This is a genomic window from Leifsonia tongyongensis (assembly GCF_010686705.1).
Classification (GTDB): Bacteria; Actinomycetota; Actinomycetes; order Actinomycetales; family Microbacteriaceae; genus Diaminobutyricibacter; species Diaminobutyricibacter tongyongensis.
Genome location: NZ_JAAGWY010000001.1, coordinates 991,018 through 1,011,473, shown reverse-complemented (window position 1 = coordinate 1,011,473; position 20,456 = coordinate 991,018). Strand labels below are relative to the sequence as shown.

Sequence of the window (20,456 nt, the reverse complement as noted above, 5' to 3'; positions counted from 1 at the left end):
CCCCGTCATCCCGCCACCAGCGCGTTCACGGCATCGCCGGTCAGCGCGGTCACGACCCCGGGCAGTGCGACGAACAGGATGCCGCCCAGGCTCAGCGTGATCAGGATCTTCACCGGATATCCCATCGAGAAGGCGTTCAGGGCCGGCGCGATCCGTGTCAGCAGTCCGAGACCGAGATCGGCGAGGAAGAGGACGACGATCAGCGGGCCGGCGATCTGGAGCGACGACACGAACATACTGGTCGTGGCAGTGATCATGACGTGGATCGTCGCACTCACGTTGAGCCCGGAGCCGAGCGGGATGGCCGTGAAACTCCGCGCCAGCCCACCGAGGAGCAGCTGGTAGGCCCCCGAGGAGAACATCAGGGCGAGGGCCGACATCTGGAAGAGCCGCGTCAGCTGGGCGCCGCTGAGGCTCAGCTGCGGGTCATAACCCTGCGCGAGCTGGAAGCCTCCGAAGAGGTCGAGCAGGCTGCCCGCCGACTGGACCGCAGCGAAGACGACCATGACCAGGAAGCCGAGGGCGAATCCGATCAGCAGCTGCATGACGATGGCGAGCAGGAGAGGGCCGATGTCGAGCTGGGAGTAGCCCTTCGTGACGACCGGTGACACGGCGAGACCGAGCCCGACGGCGAGGAGCGCCTTCACCGTGCCGGGGATGGCCCGGTAGGAGAAGGGCGGGGCGACGAGGATGAACGCCGCCAGCCGCACGCTCGCCAGCATCACGGCTTCGATCCAGCTCGCATCGATCGGGATGTTCACTCAACCCCCCAGCAGCGAAGGGATCATGGTGAACAGGTCGTGGGTGAACGACACCAGCTCGGCGATCATCCAGTTTCCGCACACGAGGAGGGCGATCGAGACGCCCACGGCCTTCGGCACGAACGAGAGCGTCACCTCCTGGATCTGCGTGATCGACTGGAACAGCGAGATGGCGAACCCGATCACCAGCGAGGTGATGAGGATGGGCGCGGCCAGCTTCGCGGAGATGATCAGCGCCTGCGCGCCGATGTCGAGGATCGCACTCGTGTTCACGGTCAGCCCCCCACGTAGCTTTTGACGAGTGCGGTGATCACGAGGCCCCAGCCGTCGACGAGGACGAACAGGAGGATCTTGAACGGGAGGGAGATCATCACGGGCGGCAGCATCATCATGCCCATCGACATCAGCGCAGCCGAGACGACGAGGTCGATGACCAGGAACGGTACGAAGACGACGAACCCGATGATGAAGGCGGAACGCAGCTCCGAGATCATGAACGCCGGGATGAGCGTGGTGAGGTCGACGGCCGACGGCGTCGCCGGGTTGGCGCGGCCGCCCAGGCGGTTCATCAGGGCGAGGTCCTCCTGGCGGGTGAATTTCAGCATCCACGCTTTGAGCGGTTTGGATGCCAGGTCGATCGCGTGCGTGAAATCGACGGACCCGTGCAGGTAGGGCTGCACAGCGTGCGTGTTGATGTCGGTCAGGACCGGCCACATGATGAACAGCGAGAGGAAGAGCGCGAGGCCGGCGATGACCTGGTTGGGCGGTACCGCCGTGAGGCCGAGGGCGTTCCGTGTCATGGACAGCACGACGAACACTTTCGCGAACGACGTCGTCATCATGAGGAGTGCGGGCGCCACCGAAAGAAGCGTGATGCCGATCAGGGTCAGCACGGTCTGCGACGGCGTGCCGTCGATGCCGTTGATGGTGATGCTGGTGCCGCCGGTCGTGGGCGGCGCGGGGGTCACCGGCGGAGTCGGGGCGATCGGGTCGGCGTGCGCGCCGGCGGCCTGCAGGGCGACGACCGCGAACGCGATGATGATCCCCAGCGCCAGGACGACCCCGAGTCGCCAGTGGCGGAGCCTTCTCGCGGCGACGGCCGGGTTCACTTCAGGCCGTTCCGCACACTGGTGAGTGCGAGCTTCCACGTCGAGGCGGCGAGGATGGAGCCTGCGACGGGGCTGGCGGCGGGTGCGGGCGCGAGCCCTTCGCCGGAGACCGGGACGAACGCATCCGCAATCCCATTCGGATCCGCATCCCGATCCGCATCCGCGTCGGCTTGCTCGAGGACGGCCGCGAAGCTCGCCTCCGCGACGGGCGCCGGTTCGGCCGAGTGGAGGACGTTCACGGAATGCTCGGTGACGCCGAGCACCAGCCGTCGCCCGTCGACGTCCACGACGACGACCGAGGCCTTCGCGGCGATGCCCTGTTTGCCCACCACGGTCACCGGGTTCGACTTCTTCTTCGTGCCGAGCTGGCGACGGCTGACCCGCCGGTGCAGGTACCAGATCACTCCGAGCACGGCGGCGAGCGACACCACCACGCGCAGCATGGTGAGGACTGCGTCCATCAGGCGACGATGTCGGGCGTGTCCAGGATCTGGGTGACCCTGACGGCGTAGTCCTGGTCGACGACGACCACTTCGCCGTACGCGATGAGGCGTCCGTTGAGGAGGATGTCCGCCGGCGCACCCGCCGAACGGTCGAGTTCGACGACCGCGCCCGGTTCGAGGTTCAGCACGTCGCGGACCGGCATGCGGGTGCGCCCGATCTCGACGGTCAGGGCCATCTCGACATCGTTGATGCGGCCGAGGCGCCCGGAGACGTCCTCTGCGGCTGCGGATCCCGGTCGAGTCGACCCGCGTCGCGCGCGGAGGCCGAACAGGCCGGCGAGCTCGGTGCCGTCGAACAGTTCCACGACCGCCGTGTCGGGGTCGCCGAACAGGGCGGCCGCGTCCTCGACGCGCTGGTCGCCCAGCACACCGTCGCCGAGCACGTCGGACGCCCCGACCAGGGCGCCGTGGACGAGGTCGGTCAGCGAGACCGTCGCCTCACCGGCGGCCGGCGCGAGCAGGCTCCCGTCGACGATCGCCATCGCCATGTCGTACGACGACGCTCCGACGAAGGTGGCGACGACGGCCGCGCTCACGTCGACGCCAGCCGCTCCCGCGCGCTCGCGCGTCACCGGTGTCAGCGCCTTGATCGTGGGAAGGTTCTCGGCGAGCGCTTCGGCTGCGCGGAGGGCCAGGCTCGCGGTCGTGAGGTTCATGGTCATGCTCATCGGAGGTTCTCCTGGGTTTCGACGACGACGCAGGCGATCCGGGATCCGGTGGTTCCGATGGATGCGCGGGCCAGGGGACGACCCTCGACAGCGACGTTCAATGGTTTGGTCTTGTCATGCGGAAGGCCGACGATGTCGCCGACGGCCAGCCGGATGATCTGGGCGGGCGTCACGGTCAGCGGGTTCAGCTGCAGTGACACCCCGACAGGCACGGATGCGAGTTGCGCCTCGACGAGCCCTCGAGCGTCGGCGACACGGGTCACCGGGTTCGCGTCGCCGAGCTGGCGCACCAGGATGTCTGCCGGGATGGCGATCGTCGCCGCGTTCGTGAGGTCCCCGACGCTCACGGAGAAGTTCGCCACCATCATCAGCTCGGCCGTCGCCGCGGCCTGGGCGAACTGGGAGTTGTGGTGGATGGTGTCCATGACCACAGGCGCCGTCAGCAGGCGGCCGAACGAGTACCGGAGGTCGTCGATCGTGTCTTCGATCAGGCGCCGCAGCATCGCGAGCTCCACCTGGGTGAATTTGCGTTCTTCGGCGTCGGGGTCGGGTGTTCCGCCGAGCATCCGCGTGAGCCAGCCGAGGGCGGCAGCCGCGGGGAACTGGATGACCGCCTTCGACGGATCGTCGCCGATGGTGAGCAGCACGAGCGCGGTCTGCGAGGGGAGCTGGGATGCGTACTCGTCGTAGGTGCGGATCGACAGGCCCTCGAACGTGACCTGGGAGCGGACCCGGACCTTCGCGGTCAGCTGGGTTCCCCACTGTCGCGAGAACGTCTCGAAGGCGAGCTCGAGTGTTCGGGAGTGCTCACGGGCGAGCGTCGTCGGCCGGCGGAAGTCGTAGACCTCGACGCTTCGATGGCGTTCGGGCAGGGGGGAATCGTCGTGCTTTGGCTGGACCGTCACACTGGTGACTATCGGCTCGCCTCTGCATCCGGTTAGCCGTTGCCGTCGAGTCGTCACGAAGTCCCCTTCCCGCTCGCTTTTGAGGGGAGATAGCGACCACTCGACGGTCGAGGTGGGCAGCTACTTGCCGGCGGCGACCAGCTGGGGGATGAGCGCCCGGATGGCGTCCGGCTTGTCGGAGAGCACGACGATGTCGACGCGACGGTCCTTGGCGAAGTCCGCGTCGGAGCTGCCCGGGACGATCGGCCGCGCCGACCCGTAGCCGACGGCGCCGACCCGCGTGTCCCTCACCCCGCCCCGCTCGACCAGGTCGCGGAGCACGGCGGTCGCCCTCCCGCTCGACAGCTCCCAGTTGGTCGGGAACGGCTGGCCCGGCGGCCGGGGATCGGCATGGCCTTCGATGCTGACCTGGTACGTGACGGTGTTCAGCGGGCCGGCGATGCGGTCGAGGATGCGGCTGGCGATCGGCGTGAGATCGGTGCTGTTGGAGGCGAAGAAGGTGTCGGCGCTGACGAGGCCGACCGTGAGGCCGCGCGAATCGATGGTGGTGTCGACCTTGGCCTGGAGGCCAACTGCGGCGAGGTTGGCGTTGATCCTGTCGCGCAGGGCTTTCAGCTTGTCGTACTCGAGCGTCGCCGCCTGCAGGTTCGACAGCTCGCCGTCCTTGCCGACATCCTTCGGGGGCACGATGATGCCCGACGCGGTGTCGATCTTCTGCGACTTGACCAGGCCGAAGCCGGTCGCAAGCGAATCCTTGAGCTGCGCGAACTTGTGGGCGTCGGTGCTCGACATGGCGTACAGCACGATGAACAGGCACATGAGTACGGTCACCATGTCCATGTAGGAGGCCATCCACCGTTCGTCCTGGTGGTGTTCGCCGCTCTCGGCAGCGCCCCGGCGCCTCCGGCGCGCGCTCATGCCGCTTTGGGCAGGGAACTCGCCGGCACCATGGCGCGCAGCCGCTCATCGAGCAGCCGGGGCTGCGCTCCGGACTGGATGGCGAGCGTGCCCTCCATGATCAGGGTCATCCGTTCCGACTCGAGGTCGCAGAGACGGTTCAGGCGGTCGCCGATGGGAAGCCAGATGAAGTTCGCGGACAGCAGGCCCCACAGGGTCGCAACGAACGCCGCGGCGATCATCGGGCCGAGCTTCGCCGGCGACGACAGGTTCTCGAGCACGTGCGTGAGCGACACGACCGTTCCGATGATGCCGATCGTGGGGGCGTAGCCTCCGAGGATCTTGAACCATTTGGCCGCGCCGCGGTCGACGCGTTGCCGGGTGGCGATCTGGTCTTCGAGCAGGATGCGCAGCTCTTCGCCGTCCGTTCCGTCGGCGATGTTCTGCAGGGCATCCCTGAAGAACGGGTCCTTCGTCTCGTGCGCGTTCTGCTCGAGCGAGAGGAGCCCCTCGCGCCGGGCCTTCTCGGCGATGCCGACGAGCTGCTCGATGACGGTCGCCGGCTTCGCGATCTTTCCCCGGAAGGCTTTCGGGACGGCTTTCACGGCCCGCAGCGCATCCCCGGTCGTGCCGGAGGCGAACCCGACGGCGATCGTGGCGCCGAAGACGATGAGCATGGGGGCGGGCAGCAGGATCGACGTGACGCTGGAGCCCTCGATTGTGAGCATCCCGAACAGCGAGCCGAAGGCGACGAGGAGCCCGACCATGGTTGCGATGTCCATTACGTCTCCGTCTGCCGCGGGGCGAAGAGGCTGTCATGGAGGTCGGCCGCAGGGCGCAGCGCTTCGAGGTGACGCTGCCCGGGGCTGAGCTCGATGCGTCGGAGGCTCGCGCGGGCGATGACGTCGGCGCGCGCATCCGCGATGAGCTCCAGGATGCGCGTGAGCGGTTCGGTGACGATATGGCTGGAGCCGTCGACGAGGTAGATCGTCGTATCGGGGTTCTCCACGATGCGTTCAATGAGATCAGGGTTGATCGCGAACTGGCTGCCGCTGAGTCGGGTGGCAACGATCATGGGTCTGCTTTCGCTTCGTTCCGGATACGAGGGGTCGTTCTACACGACACTGTCGGCCGCCCGGGTGGCTTCGGTTAGGCGGCCGACAGTGTTTTTGGAGGACGAACGGAACGAACCGCCTGCTAGGAGCGCTTGAGGTTGACGAGCTCGTCGAGCACCGAGTCGCTCGTGGTGATGATGCGGGCGTTCGCCTGGAAGCCGCGCTGAGCCACGATGAGGTTCGTGAACTCCTGCGAGAGGTCGACGTTCGACATCTCCAGGTACCCCGTCGTGATGGATCCGAGCCCGGGTGTGCCGGCGGTTCCGGTGGTCTGCGCGCCCGAGTTCGGCGTGACACCGTACATCGACCCGCCCTGCTTCTCGAGGCCGCCCGGGTTGACGAAGGTGGAGACGGCGATTCGGGCGATCGCCTGGATCACCCCGTTGCTGTACGAGCCGGAGATCGTTCCGTCTTTGCCGATGGTGTACGACTCGAGTGTTCCGGCGCTGTGGCCGTCCTGCCCGGAGACGGCGATCGTCGAGAGGCCGGCGAACCCGCTGACGTTCGAGAAGTCGATCGGCAGCGCGCCCGCGGTGGTGAGAGTGGGCGGTGTCGTGGTCAGCACACCGGCCGCGAACGAGAGGGTGCCGATGGTGCCGGTTCCGTCATTGACCGCCCAGTTGCCCGCGCCGTCCGACGTGAACGTGAGCGAGACGGTCGACTTGTCACCCTTGGCGTCGTAGACGGGGACGTCGCGGGTCAGCACGGTCGCTGCGGCCGCATCCGACGGGAGGTTGCCGGCGAAGCTCGCGGCGGTGGTGGCGGCAGCCGGCACGACCGAGTCGACCGGGAGCTTGATGTTGCCGAGCGCCTTGTTGGTGTTGATGTTGCCGGTCGCATCCGCCGTCCAGCCCTGGACGAAACCGCCCTCGGCGGAGACGAGGGTGCCGGTGGCATCGAAGTCGAAGTTCCCGGCACGGGTGTAAAGGCTCTGGCCGCCGACGCGGACGTTGAAGAACCCGTCACCGCTGATCATCAGGTCGGTGGGCTTGCCTGTGGCCTGCGAGGATCCCTGCGCGAAGTTGGTCGCGATGCCGGCGACCTTGACGCCCAGGCCGATCTGGGCCGGGTTGGAACCGCCGTTGGCGGCGCCTGCGGCCGTCGCGCCCGAGACGAGCTGCGAGAGTGTGTCCTCGAATTCGACCGACGACGACTTGAACCCTGCGGTGTTGACGTTGGCGATGTTGTTGCCGGTCACGTCGAGCATCTGCTGGTGGGCCTGGAGCCCGGAGATCCCGGAGTAGAGAGAGCGGAGCATGATTGCCTTTCAGTTGGCGAGGTTGATCGCGGAGATGGAATCGAGGGAGACGTCGACGCCGCCGACGGTGACGGTCGGGATGCTGCCCGAGAAGCTGACCGAAGTCGCCTTGCCGGTCGCGGTGACGCCGTTCTTGTCGATGTAGCTCACCTGCTGCCCGATGAGCGTTGCGGCGTTCGTCCGCATGGAGAGGGCGAAACTGTCGGTGTTGGTCGAGTTGAGGGTCGCCAGCGACTGCATCATCGAGAGCTGGGTGGTCTGGCTGATCATCTGGTTGGTGTCCATGGGCGACGAGGGGTCCTGATTCTGCAGCTGCGTGACGAGCAGTTTCATGAACAGGTCGGCATCCATCGTCTGTTTCGGCGTGCCGAGCGTGTTGTCGACGGAGTGGATGCTGGCACCTCCCGACGAGGCGGAAACGGGGTCGACTGCGGTCATCTTCTGTTCTCCTTCGGTGGTCAGGCCAGTACATCGAGGCCGGTCGGCGACCCCACCGGTGGCAGGTTCGCGGGCGTTACGGACAGGGCGGCGGATGCGGCGGCGGGGCTGCGGGGCCGGTTGCCGCCGTGATCACGACCCCGGGGGTCGTCCCGCGGTGTGCCGGTGTTCGGCTGTGCATCCGGCCGCCCCTGCGACGAGAGGTCCACGTTCGCATTCGCACCCGTGGCCGAGAGGTCGCGTCGGAGGTCGGGAAGCAGCTGGCGGAGGGCATCGCGCCCGTTGTCGGACGGCGAGAAGAGCTCGATCCGTACGTTCTCGCCGCTGATGTGGGCGCGGACGGTCACCGGGCCCAGGTTGTCGGGGGTGACGCTGATCGTCATCGTGTGGTTTCCGTCGCCGGCGGCGGCGAGAGTGAACACCGGACGGGCGACCTGGCCGGCGAAGACGTGGAAGGCCGGCGGCGTGGGGGCGGCGGATGCGGTGGGTGGCGCGGGAGCGACCGTCACGGTGGGCGGCGCGGCCGGCGCGGCTTGTGCGGTGGCCTGGGCAACCGCTGTCAGCGAAAGGTCCTGCGCCGGGGTGGAGGGAGTGGCCTTCGAGGGTGCGGCGCTCGCCGCGGGAGCCGGGGCGCCCGATTCGGCGGAAGCCGGGAGGGGCACGACCGCTGCAGGAACCGCGGCGCTCGGTCCGGCCGGCGCGGTGGCGCGGCCGGTGTCTGTCCGGCCGGAAATGGGCGCCGGCTGGAGTGCGGCGGGGATCGGCGCACTGGTCGCGATGGACGGCTCCTGCGTGGCGTCGGCCAAGGGCGCCGGCGCTACGGGAGTGGTGGGCGCGGCAGCCGTCGCGCCGGTCGGCCGGGCGTCGGTCGGGGTGCCGGTCACGGCATCCGGGTTCGTCGCCATGCTCAGCGCCGCGGTGGCGGCCGACGCGGCCGTCGTGACGGCTCCGGAACGCGGCGCGGAAGCAGGCTCGTGCGGCGCAGGGGCGCCAGGCAGCGACGGGGAGAGGGCGCCGGATTCCGCCGAGACGGCCACTGCCTTCTGAGCGACGGCGGTCGGGGCGGCGGATGCGGGAATCGCGGATGCCGGAATCGCGGATGCCTGACTCACCGCATCCGGAACCGGAGCGTCCAGTGGAACGGTGGACTGCGCGATCGGCACCTGCCCGCTGACGCTCCCGGGCGCGCCCGCAGCGGCGATCGCCGACCCGGGGTCCGCGGGAAGGCTGAGCGAGGTCGCCGCCACGGAGGGTGGCGGGCTGGCCGGAGCAGCGATCTGAGCGGCCGGAAGCGTCACTGTCGTCGGCTGTGCGCCATCCGGAGCCGGCCGGACGGCGTCATCCGCTGCCCCGGTTCCAGGCCGCACGCGCTTGCCCGTGTGGGCTGTCGGTGAAGCCCCCGAGCCCGCCGCGAGATCGCGGGCGCTCGCGCTGACACCCGCCAGCACATCGGCGAAGCCGGTTCCGTCGGTCGCGTCTGCCTGCTGCCCTGGTTCCGCGCGCGAGGTGCGCACCTGGGGCGGAAGAGCGGTGGTCGCGATGCTCACAGCGACCCCTGAATCGCGGAGAGCAGTTGCGTCACCTGGCTGCTGGACAGCGCGGATGCCGGAGAGTGGACAGCTGTCGCCGTTCCGGGGGTGGGCGCGATGCGGCGGATGGTCTCGATGTCGGCGTCGGTGAGCCAGTTCGGCACCTCCGACACCGTGCGCCCGACATCGGGGGCGTGGATGACCTTTCCGTCGCCCGCGTAGATGACGATGTGCTCGTTGTTCTTGAGGACGATCAGGTCGCCGGGCTGCGCGTCGGCCAGCGACGGGACGGCTGTTCCGAGGGTCGCTTCGCCCGAGACGAGACGCGGAGACGAGATCCCGAGGTCTTTCAGCACCGTCTGCACGAGGCCCGAGCAGTCCATGCCCGCCGACGTCGTCCCCCCGAAGACGTAGGGGACGCCGAGGTACTTCTTCGCGTCGGCGACGATGGCCTGGCCGGTGACCGATCCGGATACGGTCATCGAGCCGCTCGTCGCCCCCGCCGTCATCGCGTCGGGCTGCGTGCTCGCGAGCGCACTGGCGAGTGCGCCGGTGAACGATCCGGATGCTGTCGCCGCCGCCTGCGGGAAGCCACCCGATTGCAGGACGGCGAACGTCTGCTGGATCTCCTGGATGCGGGTCACGGCATCGATGGCGCTCATTCGTCGCCCTTCTCGCGTGCGGTGCGGGAGCCGGTCAGCTCATCCAGCGCCTGCTGCTCGGTCTTCAGGTCTTCGGCGATCGCGGCCTCGCGATGCTTCCGTTCGGTCTTCTCGAGGCCGGCGAATCGCATCCGTGCGGCCAGGTAGTCGGAGCGCGCCCGCTCGTGGGCGGCGAGATCCTCCTCGAGGATCGTCGACAGTTCGGAGAGCATCGTCGCCGAGGCCTGCCGAGCGGCCGCGATGGCCCGCAGGGTCTCGGTGCTGGTGGCGGTGTCGCCGTACTCGGCGAGGGCACGGCGGGCGCGTCGCTCGGTCGTCGCGTTGTCGCGGATGCGGGCGTTCGCGCGGGCCAGTTCGGCTCCGGCGATGTCCTGCTCGGTCTGGCGCAGCCTCAGGAGGCCGGCGAGCGAGAACGGTTTCGGCATCATGCACCTCCGAGGAGTCGGTCGAGCTGGGCGAGCTGGGACCACGCGTGCTCGGCTTCGGTGTGATCGTCCATCCGCTGCCGCAGGAAGGCGTTGATGTCGTCTTCGTACGCGACGGCCGCATCCACGAGGGGATTGGTGCCCGACTGGTAGGCGCCGACGTCGATGAGATCTTGTGCGCGCGCCCGCGCTGCCATGACCTTCCTCAGCTGCATGGCGAGCTCCTCGCGTTCGGCCGAATTCACCTTGGAGGCGACGCGGGAGACGGATGCGAGCGCGTCGACCGAAGGAAAATGCCCGATGATCGCCAATTTGCGATCGAGCACGACGTGTCCGTCGAGAATCGAGCGCGCGGCGTCGGCGATGGGTTCGTTGTGGTCGTCGCCGTCGACGAGCACGGTGTAGAGACCGGTCACGGAACCGCGGTCGGCGGTGCCCGCACGCTCCAGGAGCTGCGCGAGGATCGAGAACGTCGAGGGGGGATAACCCCGGGTCGCCGGCGGTTCACCGACCGACAGCCCGATCTCGCGCTGTGCCATCGCGACCCGCGTCAGCGAGTCCATCATGAGCACGACGTCCTTGCCCTCGTCTCGGAAGGACTCGGCGATGCGCGTCGCGAGGAACGCCGCGCGAAGTCGCATGAGCGCCGGCTCGTCCGACGTGGAGACGACCACGATCGACCGTGCGAGACCGGCTGGGCCGAGATCGTCTTCGAGGAACTCGCGGACCTCGCGACCGCGCTCGCCGACCAGGGCGATGACCGACACCTCGGCATCCGTGCCGCGCGCGATCATGGACAGCAGCGACGACTTGCCCACGCCGGACCCCGCGAAGAGACCGAGTCGCTGGCCGCGGCCCACGGTCGTGAGGGTGTCGAGGACGCGCACGCCCGTCTGCAGCGCATCCGTGATCCGCGCGCGCTGCATCGCCGATGGGCTCTCGTTCGCGAGCGGAACCCCGCCGTCGGAGACGAGTGGGCCCTTGCCGTCGATCGGGCGGCCGAGTCCGTCGACCACGCGGCCGAAGAGCCCCGCACCGGTCGGGACGAGGGCGCGGGTGCCTTTCGATCGCGCCGGTGTGCCGGTGCCGATCCCGTCCGTGCGCCCGAGGGGCATCACATGCACGCCCGTGGTCGACGTGGCGACCACTTCGGCGTCCACCGGGTTGGCGTCGCCGATGGTCACGAGGTCGCCCGAGACGCAGTCGAGCCCCGCGATCTCGATCGTCAGGCCGACGACGCGCGTGACACGTCCGACGCGTTCCGGCCGAGCGGCGTCGAGCGCGCGGGCGAAGTCGTCGGCGTAGGGGCGGAGCAGCGTCGTGGTCACGGGCGCTCCTCGAGGAGTGCGGCGCGTGCCCGTGCGAGCGCGGAGCCGATTCGGGCGTCGAGGAAGCCGGCCGGCAGTTCGGCGACGGCGTCCCCGCGGCCGAGCGAATCGTCGGCAACGAGGGTGATCGCCTCGTGTCCGCCGAACTGGCTGGTGAGCAGCGGCAGCTCTGCGGGGTTGACCCTGACGGTGGTCGCCTGGGAGGCGTCCACTCCCGACAGCACGCGGGCGACGATGGCCTTCGCCGACCTCGCACCGTCGCCGAGTTCGGTCCCGAGGACCGCCTCGGCCAGGTCCAGGGCGCTGGCGGCGAGCGACTGTTGCGCGCTCTCGAGTACCGGTTCGAGGCGCGCCTCGAGGGCCAGCAGCATCGCCTGGACGGCGCTCATGCGGCGTTGCAGGACGATTTCGGCGCGCGCCGCCGCCTCTGCGGCCTCGGTTTCGAGCCGTTCCCGCCGCTCGGCGAGTTCGCGCTCGGCCTCGCGGGCCCCCTGCGCGTAGCCGGCGGCGTACCCGCGAGCCCGCGCCTGGTCTTCCGCCTCGCCGTCCGGGCGGATGCGGACCGCGGGGAACGCGAGCGCGGTGAAGGCAGGACTAGTCAACGAAGCCGTCCTCATCACTGCGGTGGACGGTGATTCCACCGGACTCTTCGAGCTCGCGGATCGCGCGGACCACATCGGCACGCGCCTCCTCGACCTGCGACTTGCGCGTCGGGCCCATCGTCCTGATCTCGTCGTCCAGAAGCTCGCGGTTGCGTTCGGACAGGTTCTCGCGGATGGTCGCCATGACCGGCTCGGCGGCGCCCTTCATCGCCACGGCGAGCACGACGCTGTCGATTCCTCGCAGCACCTGCTGCACGTCGCGCTTCTCGAGCTTCACGATGTCGCCGAAGGTGAGCATGCGGGAGCGGACTTCCTCGGCGAGCTCCGGGTCGATCTCGTCGAGGCCCGCGAGCACGGCTCGCTCGGTGTTGATGTCGGACCGGTTGATGATGTCGACGAGCGGCTGGACGCCACCGACGACTTCGGCGGCGGCGTTGGGCGCGACGACGGCGGCCGACCGCTCCTTGAGCGACTGCGCGACCAGTGCGATGGATTCGGGTGTGGCGCTCGTCATGGTCGCGATGCGGCGCGCGACCTCGGTGCGCAGGTCGCCCGGGAATCCGGCCATCACCTTGGAGGCGTGGGCCGGCCGCAGGTGGGCGAGCACGAGTGCGCAGGTCTGGGGCATCTCGCCGTCGAGAAGGGTCACGATCTGGGCGGGCTCCGCTTCGTCGAGGAACTCGAACGCCCTGCCCGCCATGGAGCTTGCGACCCGGCTGAGGACACCGGCCGCCCGTTCGGTTCCGAACGATGCTTCGAGGAGACCCTGGGCGACGTCCCGGCCGCCGCGCGACCCGAGCCGCCCGGTCGTCGCCAGTTCGTGGAACTCGCCGAGCGCCTTGTCGGCGATGTCGGGGTCGACGCGGCGCAGCCGGATGATCTCGCTCGTGATCTCCTCGGCCTCGATGTCGGAGAACTGCTTCATGACCGCGGATGCCCGTGCCGGGTCGAGGTTCATGAGCACGATGGCGACCTTCTGGGTGCCGGTCAGCTCTTTGACCTGTTCGGCCATCAGCTGGTCCTCTCATCCATCAGTCCACGCAGGATCTCGGCGGCCTTGCCGGGGTCGCGTCCGGCGAGCGTCGCGATCTCGGCGCGTTTGACCTCGATGCTGGTCGGTTCCAGGACGGGCATCGGAACAGGCTGCTCGATGGCCAGGTTGTGGCCGGCGAGGATCGCATCCATCTCGTCGGCCTCGTCGTCGCCTCCGAGGATCTCGAGGTCGACCGGCTCACGCCGCTGCCGGCCGCGTCGCAGGAAGTAGATGAGCGCCAGGGCGGCGACGACGACGATCGCGCCCGCGATCACCGCGTCGCGCAGGAGGTTGGCCGCCTGTTCGGCCTGCTGGGCCTTCGCGCTCGCGTTGAGCGCCGCCTGGGCCGCTTTCGCCTGGTCCTGGTTGAAGTTCACCGCTGCCACGGTCACCACGTCGCCGCGCGTCTTGTCGAAGCCGGCCGCCGACTCCACGAGCGATTGGATGCTCGCCGTGCTGGCTGCGCCGAGCGCCTTGCTGCTGATCGCGACCGACACCGTCTGGCGCTGCACGGTGCCCGCGGGGATGTCGTCGGTCTGCGTCACCTTGTTGATGGCATTGTTCTTCGTGCCGTTCGACGCCTTGTACGAACCGTTGCCGCCGGCGCCGTTGGGAACCGCGATGTTGTCGGGGCCGAGCACGCCTGCGGCGCTGCTGCCGTTCCCGGTGTACGTCTGGACCTGGCTCGTCTCACTCAGCACGGGCGCGTTCGTCGGGGTATTGAACGTCTCGGACACCCGCTGGGAGGTCGCGTCGCTCAGGGCGGCCGAGACGGCGACCGTCGAGTTGCCGGGCCCGACGATGCGGTCGAGCATGGCCTGGATCGCCGAGGTGGTCTTCGCCTCGTAGGCGGAGGTGAGCTTGTCGGACGAACCGGTGGCGCCGCCGCCCTGAGCAGACAGCGTCTGACCGCTCGAGTCGACGACGGTGACGTCGGCGGGCTTCATGTTCTCGACGGATGCACTGGTCAGGTGAACGATCGCGTCGACCTGGTCGCTGCTGAGGGTGGCGCCGACGTCGGTCTTGATGAAGACGGATGCGGTCGGGTCGGCCGCCTGCGCTGTGAAGACGGTCGCCTTCGGGATCGCGAGCTTCACGGATGCGGTTTGAACGCCGTTCATGGCCTGGATGGTCTTCGCGAGCTCCTCTTCCATGGCCTGCTTGTACATGACGTCCTGCTGGAACTCGCTGCTGGTGACGCCCATCTTGTCGAGGAGCGCATATCCGCTCGTGCTCGAGGACGGGAGGCCCGCCGAGGCGGCCTTGAGGCGTTCGTCGTAGACCTTGTCCTGCGGCACCAGTACGGTGGCGCCGCCGTCGGTGAGCTGGTACTTCACGCCGTCCGCGTTCAGCTGGTCGACCACGGCGGATGCGTCGGCGGCGGCGAGCCCGGTGAACAGTGGCGTGTACTGCGGGGTCGAGAGCCAGGTTCCGAGGAACACCGCCCCCAGGGCGAGGACGGCGATCGCGAGGATGGCGATCGTCTTCTGCGCGGCCGAGAAGGCGCGCACACTCCCGCTGAGCCGCTGGAAGAACGCGGCCAATTGTTTCGGCATCAGGCCGGCATCTCCATGATCTTGGTGAACGCGTTGATGCCGTCGTTGCGCACGGCGGCGACGAGTTCGGTGGTGACCTGGGCGCGGGTGGCGGCGACCGTGGCCGTCGCGATGTCGTCGAGGTTGCCGGTGACCGCTTTGACCGCAAGGTCGTTCGCGGTGGACTGCAGCTGCTGAACGTTGTCGATCGCGCCGGCGAGGCTGGCCGCGAATCCGGAGCCGCCGGTGGATGCCACCGCACCGGAGCCGGCTGTTGTGACGGAAGAGGAGCCGGTCACGCCCGAGAGGGCGGAGACGGGGAGGATGCTCATGCGCCGTGTCCGATCTGCAAAGCCGCTTCGTAGGTCGTCTGTGCGCGGTCGATGACGGCCGCGTTCGCCTGGTAGCCGCGCTGGGCCATGATGAGCTGGCCCATCTGTGATCCGAGGTCGATGTCGGGCAGGCGGACGTTGCCGTTCGCATCCGCGAGCGGGTTGCCCGGGTCGTGCGTGACCCGGCCGATGGCGCTGCCGAATGCGGCGCCGGCGACGTAGACGCCACTCGTTCCCGGGCCGGCCTGCGCGATCACGTAGCGGGCCTGGAAAGCGGCCCCGCTCGTGGGCTCGGCCGTGTTGACGTTCGCGATGTTGTCGGCGATCGCATCCAGCCAGTGGCGGTGGAGCCCGAGGCCGGTCGCGGCGATTCCGATGGCGTCGGGCATCAGCTGGTCCTCATCGCTGCCTGGATGCCGGAGAACTGCTGCGTCATCGCCTGGGCGGCGAACCGGTAGCGGAGGCCCGTCTCGATATCGGACGTCGTCTCGGTGTCGAGGTTGACGTTGTTGCCGTTCAGCTGCGTCGGTTCGAGCGAGAGGGCGGTGACCGGGGCGACATGTCCGTCATGGTTCGCGACCGACGCGGCCAGTGCATCCTCGAAGGACACCCGCTGAGCCCGGTAGTTCGTGGTGTTGACGTTGGCGATGTTGTTCGCGATGGCGGCCTGCCTCGCGGACAGGCCGGCCAGGGCGCTCGAGAGCGCGGCCTGGGTCACGGATTCGATCATGCTGACTCACTTCATGGTCGGTGTCATGTCTGTGGTCGGCCGATCCGTGGCCTGGTGAGGGAGCAGTCCGTGCTCTCTCTGAGCTATCGACAGGTCGGGGCAATCCGTTAGCAATTCCCCTGCATCCGCCCGAATGCACGCTGCGTTCAGGCGAGGCGGTCGATGTACCGGGGGAGTTGCGAGCCGGTCGTCGCGGGAATCGCGCGCACGGCGGCGAGCTCACGGCCGATCTCACGCCGGGCGGCCGACGCGCGCTCGGCCGTGGAACGTTGCCGCTCCAGGATGCTGCGGGCGCGCCCGGCGAGCTCGGCCGGGAGCGGCGGGAAGGCGTCCGGTTCGCTCCAGTCCGGCAGTTCGGTGGTCTCGCCGCGGTTGACGCGCCGGATCTCGTCCTCGAAACGATCGAGGAGCCCGCTCCACGCGCCGACGGGGCCGGATTCTGGCGCCTCAGGCGACACCGAGCGACCCTCCGGCCGCTGCCGCATTCTGGGCGGGGATGAGCTGCGCGGCCTGGTGCCACGATGCGCAGAGGGGTTCGAGGAGTGCGATCGCCTCGCGGGTGCGGTCGATGTTGCGGTGGATGTTCGCGTCGACCAGCGCCTGGTGCACGTAGACGTAAATCGCGAAGAGTCCGGCCGCGCCGTCCCAGGCGTCGATCCTCAGGCTCGACGAGAGCTCTGCGACGATGTCCTGCGCATGGAGGAGCTGCTCGTGGGCATCCGCCCACCGTTCGTCGTCCTGGGCGGCCTCAGCCCGCTTGAGGTCCAGTACCAGGCGGTCGTAGAGCATCGTGACCAGCTGGGTCGGCGTCGCCGAGAGGATCGCGTTTCGGTTGTATTGGGCGAGCTGCGCCGTCTGGGTGGTCATGTGCGCTCCTACTTGGATGAGGATGAGGACGAGTTGGTCAGGCCGGCCAGCTGCTGGGTCAGGTACGAGCCCTGGGCGTTGAGCTTGTTCACCGCCACCTCGAGCGCGGCATACGTCTGCTGAAGGGCCGCCTGGCGGGCGGCGAGGCGGGTGTCCCAGCTGGCGACCTGGTCGTTCAGGTCCGAGACCTCGGACTGCGCGTTCTTGATCTCCGACGAGAGCGTGCCCTGGAACGGGTCGGACACCAGGTTCGCCGCGCTCGAGACCCGCGCGGAGATCGCGTTGAACATGGACTGGGTGCCGTCGGGGTCCGACGCCATCGCGGCGGCGAACTTGTCGGGGTCGAACGTGACGGTCGCGTTGAAGTTGCCGTCGACCGAGATGTTGATGCCGATCGAGGAGGGCGAGACGCCGTTCACGGGGTCGGTGGCCGCGCTGATGAGGCTGTCGTTGACGGCCCGGATGTTCGAGTCGCCCGTGAAGGTGCCGAGCTTCGTCGTCGTCGCGCCGGTCGCATCCGTGCTGGTCGCCGTCTTCTGGCCGTTCAGGATGTTCGCGAGAATGGTCCCGATCGACGTGACGAACGTATCCGCGGTCTTCGACGAGGTGGCGACGTCGGCGGAGACGGTGAGTGTCGTCGGCGCCGACGTGACGGCGGTGGCGGTGACATCGACGCCGGGCAGCAGGTTCGTGAAGGTGTTGGACGACGAGGTGACGGTCTGCTGGGCGGCCGTGCCGGCCCAGAGGGTCGCCGACGCATCCTGTGCGACCTTGATGGTCGCAGCTCCCGGATCGGACATCAGGTCGGTGGCCGTGCCTGCGGCGAGGTCGGCCGTCGAGCCGCGGTAGATCTGGAAGGCGCCGGCCGCTCCGGACTGCTTCGAGGTGAGCTGAAGACGGTACAGGGGGTTGCCCGAGCCGTCGGTGCCGGTCGCGATCTTCTGGGCGGTGACGCCCGCCGCGGAGTTGTTGATGGCCACGACGACGTCGTCGAGGCTGGTGGTGACCGCCGTCACCTGGGTCTGGACGCCGCTCGAGTTCACGATCGTGAGGGTCGGCGGATTGTCGGGCCAGTTCGTGTACGTGCCGGTCACCGACGTCTGGGCCTGGGCGAGCTGGGTGACACTGATGTCGATGCTCCCCGGGGTCGCCCCTGAGCCGGCCTTGGCGGTGATCGCGGGATTCGAGGCGGATGCGGTGAAAGCGGCGAGAGCCGCCGGCTTCGCGTTGACGTCCGCCGCGGTCTTCAGCGCCGCGATCTGGGTGTTCAGGTACTGCAGGTCGCTGATCTTCGAGTTGTCGGTGGTGATCTTCGCCTTGATGACGTTCTCGGGCGCGGTGTACAACTGCATGAGCGACGCGATGAGACTGGCGCTGTCGAGCCCGGTGGCGAGGCCCGGGAGCTGGATTCCTGTCACTGTCTGACCGCTTTCGTGCTGGTGGTGCGTGGAAGGTGTCGGTGGGACCGTCGGGGTGAGACGCGAAAGCGCCCGGCGGATCGCGGGAGACGAGGTCCAGTTCGTCTACCGTTCACCGCCAGGCGCTCGCGTCGGCTCCGACTACTGGAGCAGCTTGAGGATGCCCTGGCCCGACTGGTTCGCCTGCGCGAGCATGGCGGTACCGGCCTGGGCGAGGATGCTGGACTGGGTGTAGTTGACCATCTCGGCCGCCATGTCGGTGTCCTTGATCTGCGAGTTCGCAGCGGTCAGGTTCTGGCCCGCGATGCTGAGGCTGTTCGCGGCCGACTGGAAGCGGTTGATCGAGGCACCCAGGTCGGCGCGCGAGGTGGAGACGGCGTCGATGGCGGTGTCGATCGAAGCGATCGTCGTGTTGGCGGTGGCGTTCGTGGTCACATCGAACCCGGTGGCGCCGGCGGCGCCGGCCAGGGTGCCGACCGCCGTGTTGACGTTCGCGAGGGTGACACCGATGGTGTTGTCGGCCGTGGAACCAGCGCCCACCTGGAAGTTCAGCGACCCACCCTGGAGCAGGTTGATGCCGTTGAAGTTCGTGTTGGTGCTGATGCGGTCGAGCTCCTTGCCGAGGTCGTCGGCTTCCGTCTTGATCGCAGCGCGCGAGGTGGTGCTGTTCGAGTCGTTCGCGCCCTGGACAGCGAGGTCGCGCATACGGTGCAGGATCGAGGTGACCTCGCTCAGTGCGCCGTCAGCGGTCTGGATGACCGAGATGCCGTCCTGGGCGTTGCGTCCCGCCTGGGCGATGCCGGAGATCTGCGACTGAAGGCCCTCGGAGATCGACAGGCCGGCCGCGTCGTCCGCTGCGCTGTTGATGCGGTGGCCGCTGGACAGCTTCTGAAGGGAGGAGTTGAGCTTGTTCTGCGTGTTGTTGAGGTTGCGGTACGCGTTCAGTGCCGCGTTGTTGGTCGCAATCGTCATTCCCATGATGGCTTCTTCCTTGAGTGGGTTTGTCCACCGGTCCGTCCGTGGTCCGGTGTCGTACACCTAGAGCTATCGGCGGTCCGCAGACATCGGTTAGCCGATTCGCAGAAGTTTTTGCGCACGTCCGGGCGCCTTACCGGGGCCGCGTGCCGTCCGAGAGTGGAGAGTGTCGGCCCAGCCAGGGCCGGGACCAGGAACACGCCCATGATCGTCGCCACGCGGCCCAACCACAGCACGTTCGCCGTCAACCCCGATCTCATCGAGCGCATCCACTCCGGCCCGGAGACCACGCTGGTCCTGGTCGACGGCTCGATCTTCACGGTGACCGAGACGATGTCCGAACTGATCGAGCGGATCGCGGCCTACCGGGCGCGCGTCATCGCCATCGCCAACGAAGCATCCAACGGCGCTCCCGCCCGGCCGTTCGGCCGCCACCTGACACCGGTGGCTGCGGGATAGGCTGAGCCAATGCTGGTACTGACGCGCAAACCGGGAGAGCGGGTGCTCATCGGTGACGACATCGTCATCACCGTGCTCGAGGCGCGAGGCGACGGCATCCGCATCGGGATCGACGCGCCACGCGGCCTTCGCATCCAGCGCGATGAGGTGGTGCGCGCCATCGCCGAGGCGAACCAGGAGGCGGAGGCGGCCGCCCACACCGACGACGCCGAGGAGCTCATCAAGAAGTCGCTCGGGCTCTGAGCCCCCTCGCCGCAGAACCTTGTGCAGAACCCTGTGCCGAACCCTGTGTTCGACCAGAGGAACGGGGATTAGGGTATGCGGGTGACTGAACTCCGCACGATCCATCCCGCAACCACCGCCTTGCTCATCATGGACGTGGAGCCGTCCATCGTCGCGCAGCTGCCCGACGCCGACGCCTTCATCGGAGGGCTGCTCCGGGCACGCGAGGCGGCGCGAACGGCCGGCCTCACCGTCGGCTACGTGCGGGTGGCGCTGACGGCCGACGACGTCGCCACGGTTCCGGCGAGCAATCTGACTTTCCATGCCGCGGCGGTGACGGGCCGGCTGCTGGACGGGCCCGACACCGAGGTCGACCCGCGTATCGCCCCCGGTGACGACGAGATCGTCGTGCGCAAGTCGCGCGTCGGCGCCTTCAGCACCACCGACCTCGGCGAACAGCTGGCCGGGCGGGGCGTCGACACGCTCGTGCTCTGCGGAATCGCGACCAGCGGGGTCGTCCTCTCCACGGTGCGCGACGCTGCGGACCACGACTTCAGCATCATCGTGCTCGAAGACGGATGCTTCGATCGCGACCCCGAGGTGCATCGCGTGCTCACCGAGAAGGTCTTCCCGCGCCAGGGCGAGGTCGTCTCGATCGACGACTTCATCGCCTCGCTCGCCTGAG

The 20,456-nt window shown here is 68.6% G+C and carries 28 protein-coding genes; 3 read left to right on the top strand and 25 right to left on the bottom strand.

All coding sequences use genetic code 11. The features are described from left to right. Window positions 1–5: 5 nt before the first annotated feature. From G3T36_RS04870 to G3T36_RS04750, 25 genes are all read right to left on the bottom strand, one after another. Window positions 6–761, bottom strand: a complete 756-nt coding sequence (locus tag G3T36_RS04870; protein ID WP_163288379.1) for a flagellar biosynthetic protein FliR — start codon at window positions 759–761, stop codon at window positions 6–8. Continuing rightward, window positions 762–1,034: a flagellar biosynthetic protein FliQ gene (locus G3T36_RS04865; protein ID WP_163288378.1), complete on the bottom strand. Its 273-nt coding sequence runs from the start codon at window positions 1,032–1,034 to the stop codon at window positions 762–764. A gap of 2 nt (window positions 1,035–1,036) precedes the next feature. Then, entirely contained in the window at window positions 1,037–1,870 is an 834-nt protein-coding gene (gene fliP / locus G3T36_RS04860) for a flagellar type III secretion system pore protein FliP (protein ID WP_163288377.1), read from the bottom strand. Further along, window positions 1,867–2,331 carry a FliO/MopB family protein gene (locus G3T36_RS04855; protein ID WP_163288376.1) on the bottom strand — a complete coding sequence of 155 codons (465 nt, stop codon included), beginning with the start codon at window positions 2,329–2,331 and terminating at the stop codon, window positions 1,867–1,869. The genes fliP and G3T36_RS04855 overlap by 4 nt, the downstream gene beginning before the upstream one ends. Beyond that, the gene (gene fliN, locus G3T36_RS04850; RefSeq protein ID WP_163288375.1) at window positions 2,331–3,041 is read right to left on the bottom strand and encodes a flagellar motor switch protein FliN; all 711 of its coding nucleotides are present in this window, start codon (window positions 3,039–3,041) and stop codon (window positions 2,331–2,333) included. Before fliN ends, G3T36_RS04855 begins: the two co-directional genes overlap by 1 nt. Beyond that, the gene (locus tag G3T36_RS04845; protein ID WP_338031466.1) at window positions 3,038–3,946 is read right to left on the bottom strand and encodes a flagellar motor switch protein FliM; all 909 of its coding nucleotides are present in this window, start codon (window positions 3,944–3,946) and stop codon (window positions 3,038–3,040) included. Before G3T36_RS04845 ends, fliN begins: the two co-directional genes overlap by 4 nt. A gap of 120 nt (window positions 3,947–4,066) precedes the next feature. Next, window positions 4,067–4,798, bottom strand: a complete 732-nt coding sequence (locus G3T36_RS04840) for an OmpA/MotB family protein (protein ID WP_240148249.1) — start codon at window positions 4,796–4,798, stop codon at window positions 4,067–4,069. 62 nt (window positions 4,799–4,860) lie between these two features. Then, entirely contained in the window at window positions 4,861–5,625 is a 765-nt protein-coding gene (locus tag G3T36_RS04835) for a motility protein A (protein WP_163288372.1), read from the bottom strand. Beyond that, window positions 5,625–5,918, bottom strand: coding sequence for a flagellar FlbD family protein (locus tag G3T36_RS04830; RefSeq protein WP_163288370.1), 294 nt, complete (start codon window positions 5,916–5,918; stop codon window positions 5,625–5,627). The genes G3T36_RS04835 and G3T36_RS04830 overlap by 1 nt, the downstream gene beginning before the upstream one ends. A 122-nt stretch (window positions 5,919–6,040) precedes the next feature. After that, window positions 6,041–7,216, bottom strand: coding sequence for a flagellar hook protein FlgE (locus tag G3T36_RS04825; protein ID WP_163288368.1), 1,176 nt, complete (start codon window positions 7,214–7,216; stop codon window positions 6,041–6,043). Between the two features lie 9 nt (window positions 7,217–7,225). Further along, entirely contained in the window at window positions 7,226–7,654 is a 429-nt protein-coding gene (locus G3T36_RS04820) for a flagellar hook assembly protein FlgD (RefSeq protein WP_163288366.1), read from the bottom strand. A 20-nt stretch (window positions 7,655–7,674) separates the two neighbouring features. Beyond that, a complete protein-coding gene (locus G3T36_RS20120) occupies window positions 7,675–9,201 on the bottom strand; it encodes a flagellar hook-length control protein FliK (protein WP_163288364.1) in 1,527 nt (508 codons plus the stop codon). Continuing rightward, window positions 9,198–9,845, bottom strand: a complete 648-nt coding sequence (locus G3T36_RS04810; protein WP_163288362.1) for a C40 family peptidase — start codon at window positions 9,843–9,845, stop codon at window positions 9,198–9,200. The genes G3T36_RS20120 and G3T36_RS04810 overlap by 4 nt, the downstream gene beginning before the upstream one ends. Beyond that, window positions 9,842–10,273, bottom strand: coding sequence for a flagellar FliJ family protein (locus G3T36_RS04805; RefSeq protein WP_163288360.1), 432 nt, complete (start codon window positions 10,271–10,273; stop codon window positions 9,842–9,844). Before G3T36_RS04805 ends, G3T36_RS04810 begins: the two co-directional genes overlap by 4 nt. After that, complete coding sequence (locus tag G3T36_RS04800; protein WP_163288358.1) at window positions 10,270–11,598, bottom strand: FliI/YscN family ATPase; 1,329 nt, start codon at window positions 11,596–11,598, stop codon at window positions 10,270–10,272. The genes G3T36_RS04805 and G3T36_RS04800 overlap by 4 nt, the downstream gene beginning before the upstream one ends. Beyond that, window positions 11,595–12,200: a FliH/SctL family protein gene (locus tag G3T36_RS04795; RefSeq protein ID WP_163288356.1), complete on the bottom strand. Its 606-nt coding sequence runs from the start codon at window positions 12,198–12,200 to the stop codon at window positions 11,595–11,597. The genes G3T36_RS04800 and G3T36_RS04795 overlap by 4 nt, the downstream gene beginning before the upstream one ends. After that, entirely contained in the window at window positions 12,193–13,212 is a 1,020-nt protein-coding gene (fliG, locus tag G3T36_RS04790) for a flagellar motor switch protein FliG (protein WP_163288354.1), read from the bottom strand. The genes G3T36_RS04795 and fliG overlap by 8 nt, the downstream gene beginning before the upstream one ends. After that, on the bottom strand, window positions 13,212–14,789 hold the full coding sequence (gene fliF / locus G3T36_RS04785) for a flagellar basal-body MS-ring/collar protein FliF (RefSeq protein WP_163288352.1): 1,578 nt from the start codon (window positions 14,787–14,789) through the stop codon (window positions 13,212–13,214). The genes fliG and fliF overlap by 1 nt, the downstream gene beginning before the upstream one ends. After that, complete coding sequence (gene fliE, locus G3T36_RS04780; protein WP_163288350.1) at window positions 14,789–15,100, bottom strand: flagellar hook-basal body complex protein FliE; 312 nt, start codon at window positions 15,098–15,100, stop codon at window positions 14,789–14,791. Before fliE ends, fliF begins: the two co-directional genes overlap by 1 nt. After that, complete coding sequence (locus tag G3T36_RS04775) at window positions 15,097–15,489, bottom strand: flagellar basal body rod protein FlgC (RefSeq protein WP_420811031.1); 393 nt, start codon at window positions 15,487–15,489, stop codon at window positions 15,097–15,099. The genes fliE and G3T36_RS04775 overlap by 4 nt, the downstream gene beginning before the upstream one ends. Then, window positions 15,489–15,830: a flagellar basal body rod protein FlgB gene (locus G3T36_RS04770; RefSeq protein WP_163288348.1), complete on the bottom strand. Its 342-nt coding sequence runs from the start codon at window positions 15,828–15,830 to the stop codon at window positions 15,489–15,491. The genes G3T36_RS04775 and G3T36_RS04770 overlap by 1 nt, the downstream gene beginning before the upstream one ends. A gap of 146 nt (window positions 15,831–15,976) precedes the next feature. Beyond that, on the bottom strand, window positions 15,977–16,288 hold the full coding sequence (locus G3T36_RS04765; protein WP_163288346.1) for a hypothetical protein: 312 nt from the start codon (window positions 16,286–16,288) through the stop codon (window positions 15,977–15,979). Continuing rightward, a complete protein-coding gene (fliS, locus tag G3T36_RS04760) occupies window positions 16,278–16,697 on the bottom strand; it encodes a flagellar export chaperone FliS (RefSeq protein WP_163288344.1) in 420 nt (139 codons plus the stop codon). Before fliS ends, G3T36_RS04765 begins: the two co-directional genes overlap by 11 nt. A gap of 8 nt (window positions 16,698–16,705) precedes the next feature. Further along, window positions 16,706–18,115, bottom strand: a complete 1,410-nt coding sequence (gene fliD, locus G3T36_RS20115; protein WP_163288342.1) for a flagellar filament capping protein FliD — start codon at window positions 18,113–18,115, stop codon at window positions 16,706–16,708. 141 nt (window positions 18,116–18,256) lie between these two features. Next, window positions 18,257–19,093: a flagellin N-terminal helical domain-containing protein gene (locus G3T36_RS04750; RefSeq protein WP_193570861.1), complete on the bottom strand. Its 837-nt coding sequence runs from the start codon at window positions 19,091–19,093 to the stop codon at window positions 18,257–18,259. Between the two features lie 201 nt (window positions 19,094–19,294). On the opposite strand from G3T36_RS04750, the gene G3T36_RS04745 reads away from it, so the two are divergent. The 3 genes from G3T36_RS04745 to G3T36_RS04735 all read left to right on the top strand — a co-directional run bounded on the left by G3T36_RS04745 (window position 19,295) and on the right by G3T36_RS04735 (window position 20,455). Beyond that, window positions 19,295–19,549: a flagellar FlbD family protein gene (locus tag G3T36_RS04745; RefSeq protein ID WP_163288340.1), complete on the top strand. Its 255-nt coding sequence runs from the start codon at window positions 19,295–19,297 to the stop codon at window positions 19,547–19,549. Window positions 19,550–19,558: 9 nt separating this feature from the next. Further along, complete coding sequence (locus G3T36_RS04740) at window positions 19,559–19,792, top strand: carbon storage regulator (protein WP_163288338.1); 234 nt, start codon at window positions 19,559–19,561, stop codon at window positions 19,790–19,792. Between the two features lie 81 nt (window positions 19,793–19,873). Further along, window positions 19,874–20,455, top strand: coding sequence for an isochorismatase family protein (locus tag G3T36_RS04735; RefSeq protein ID WP_205245006.1), 582 nt, complete (start codon window positions 19,874–19,876; stop codon window positions 20,453–20,455). The last annotated feature ends 1 nt before the right edge of the window (window position 20,456 follow it).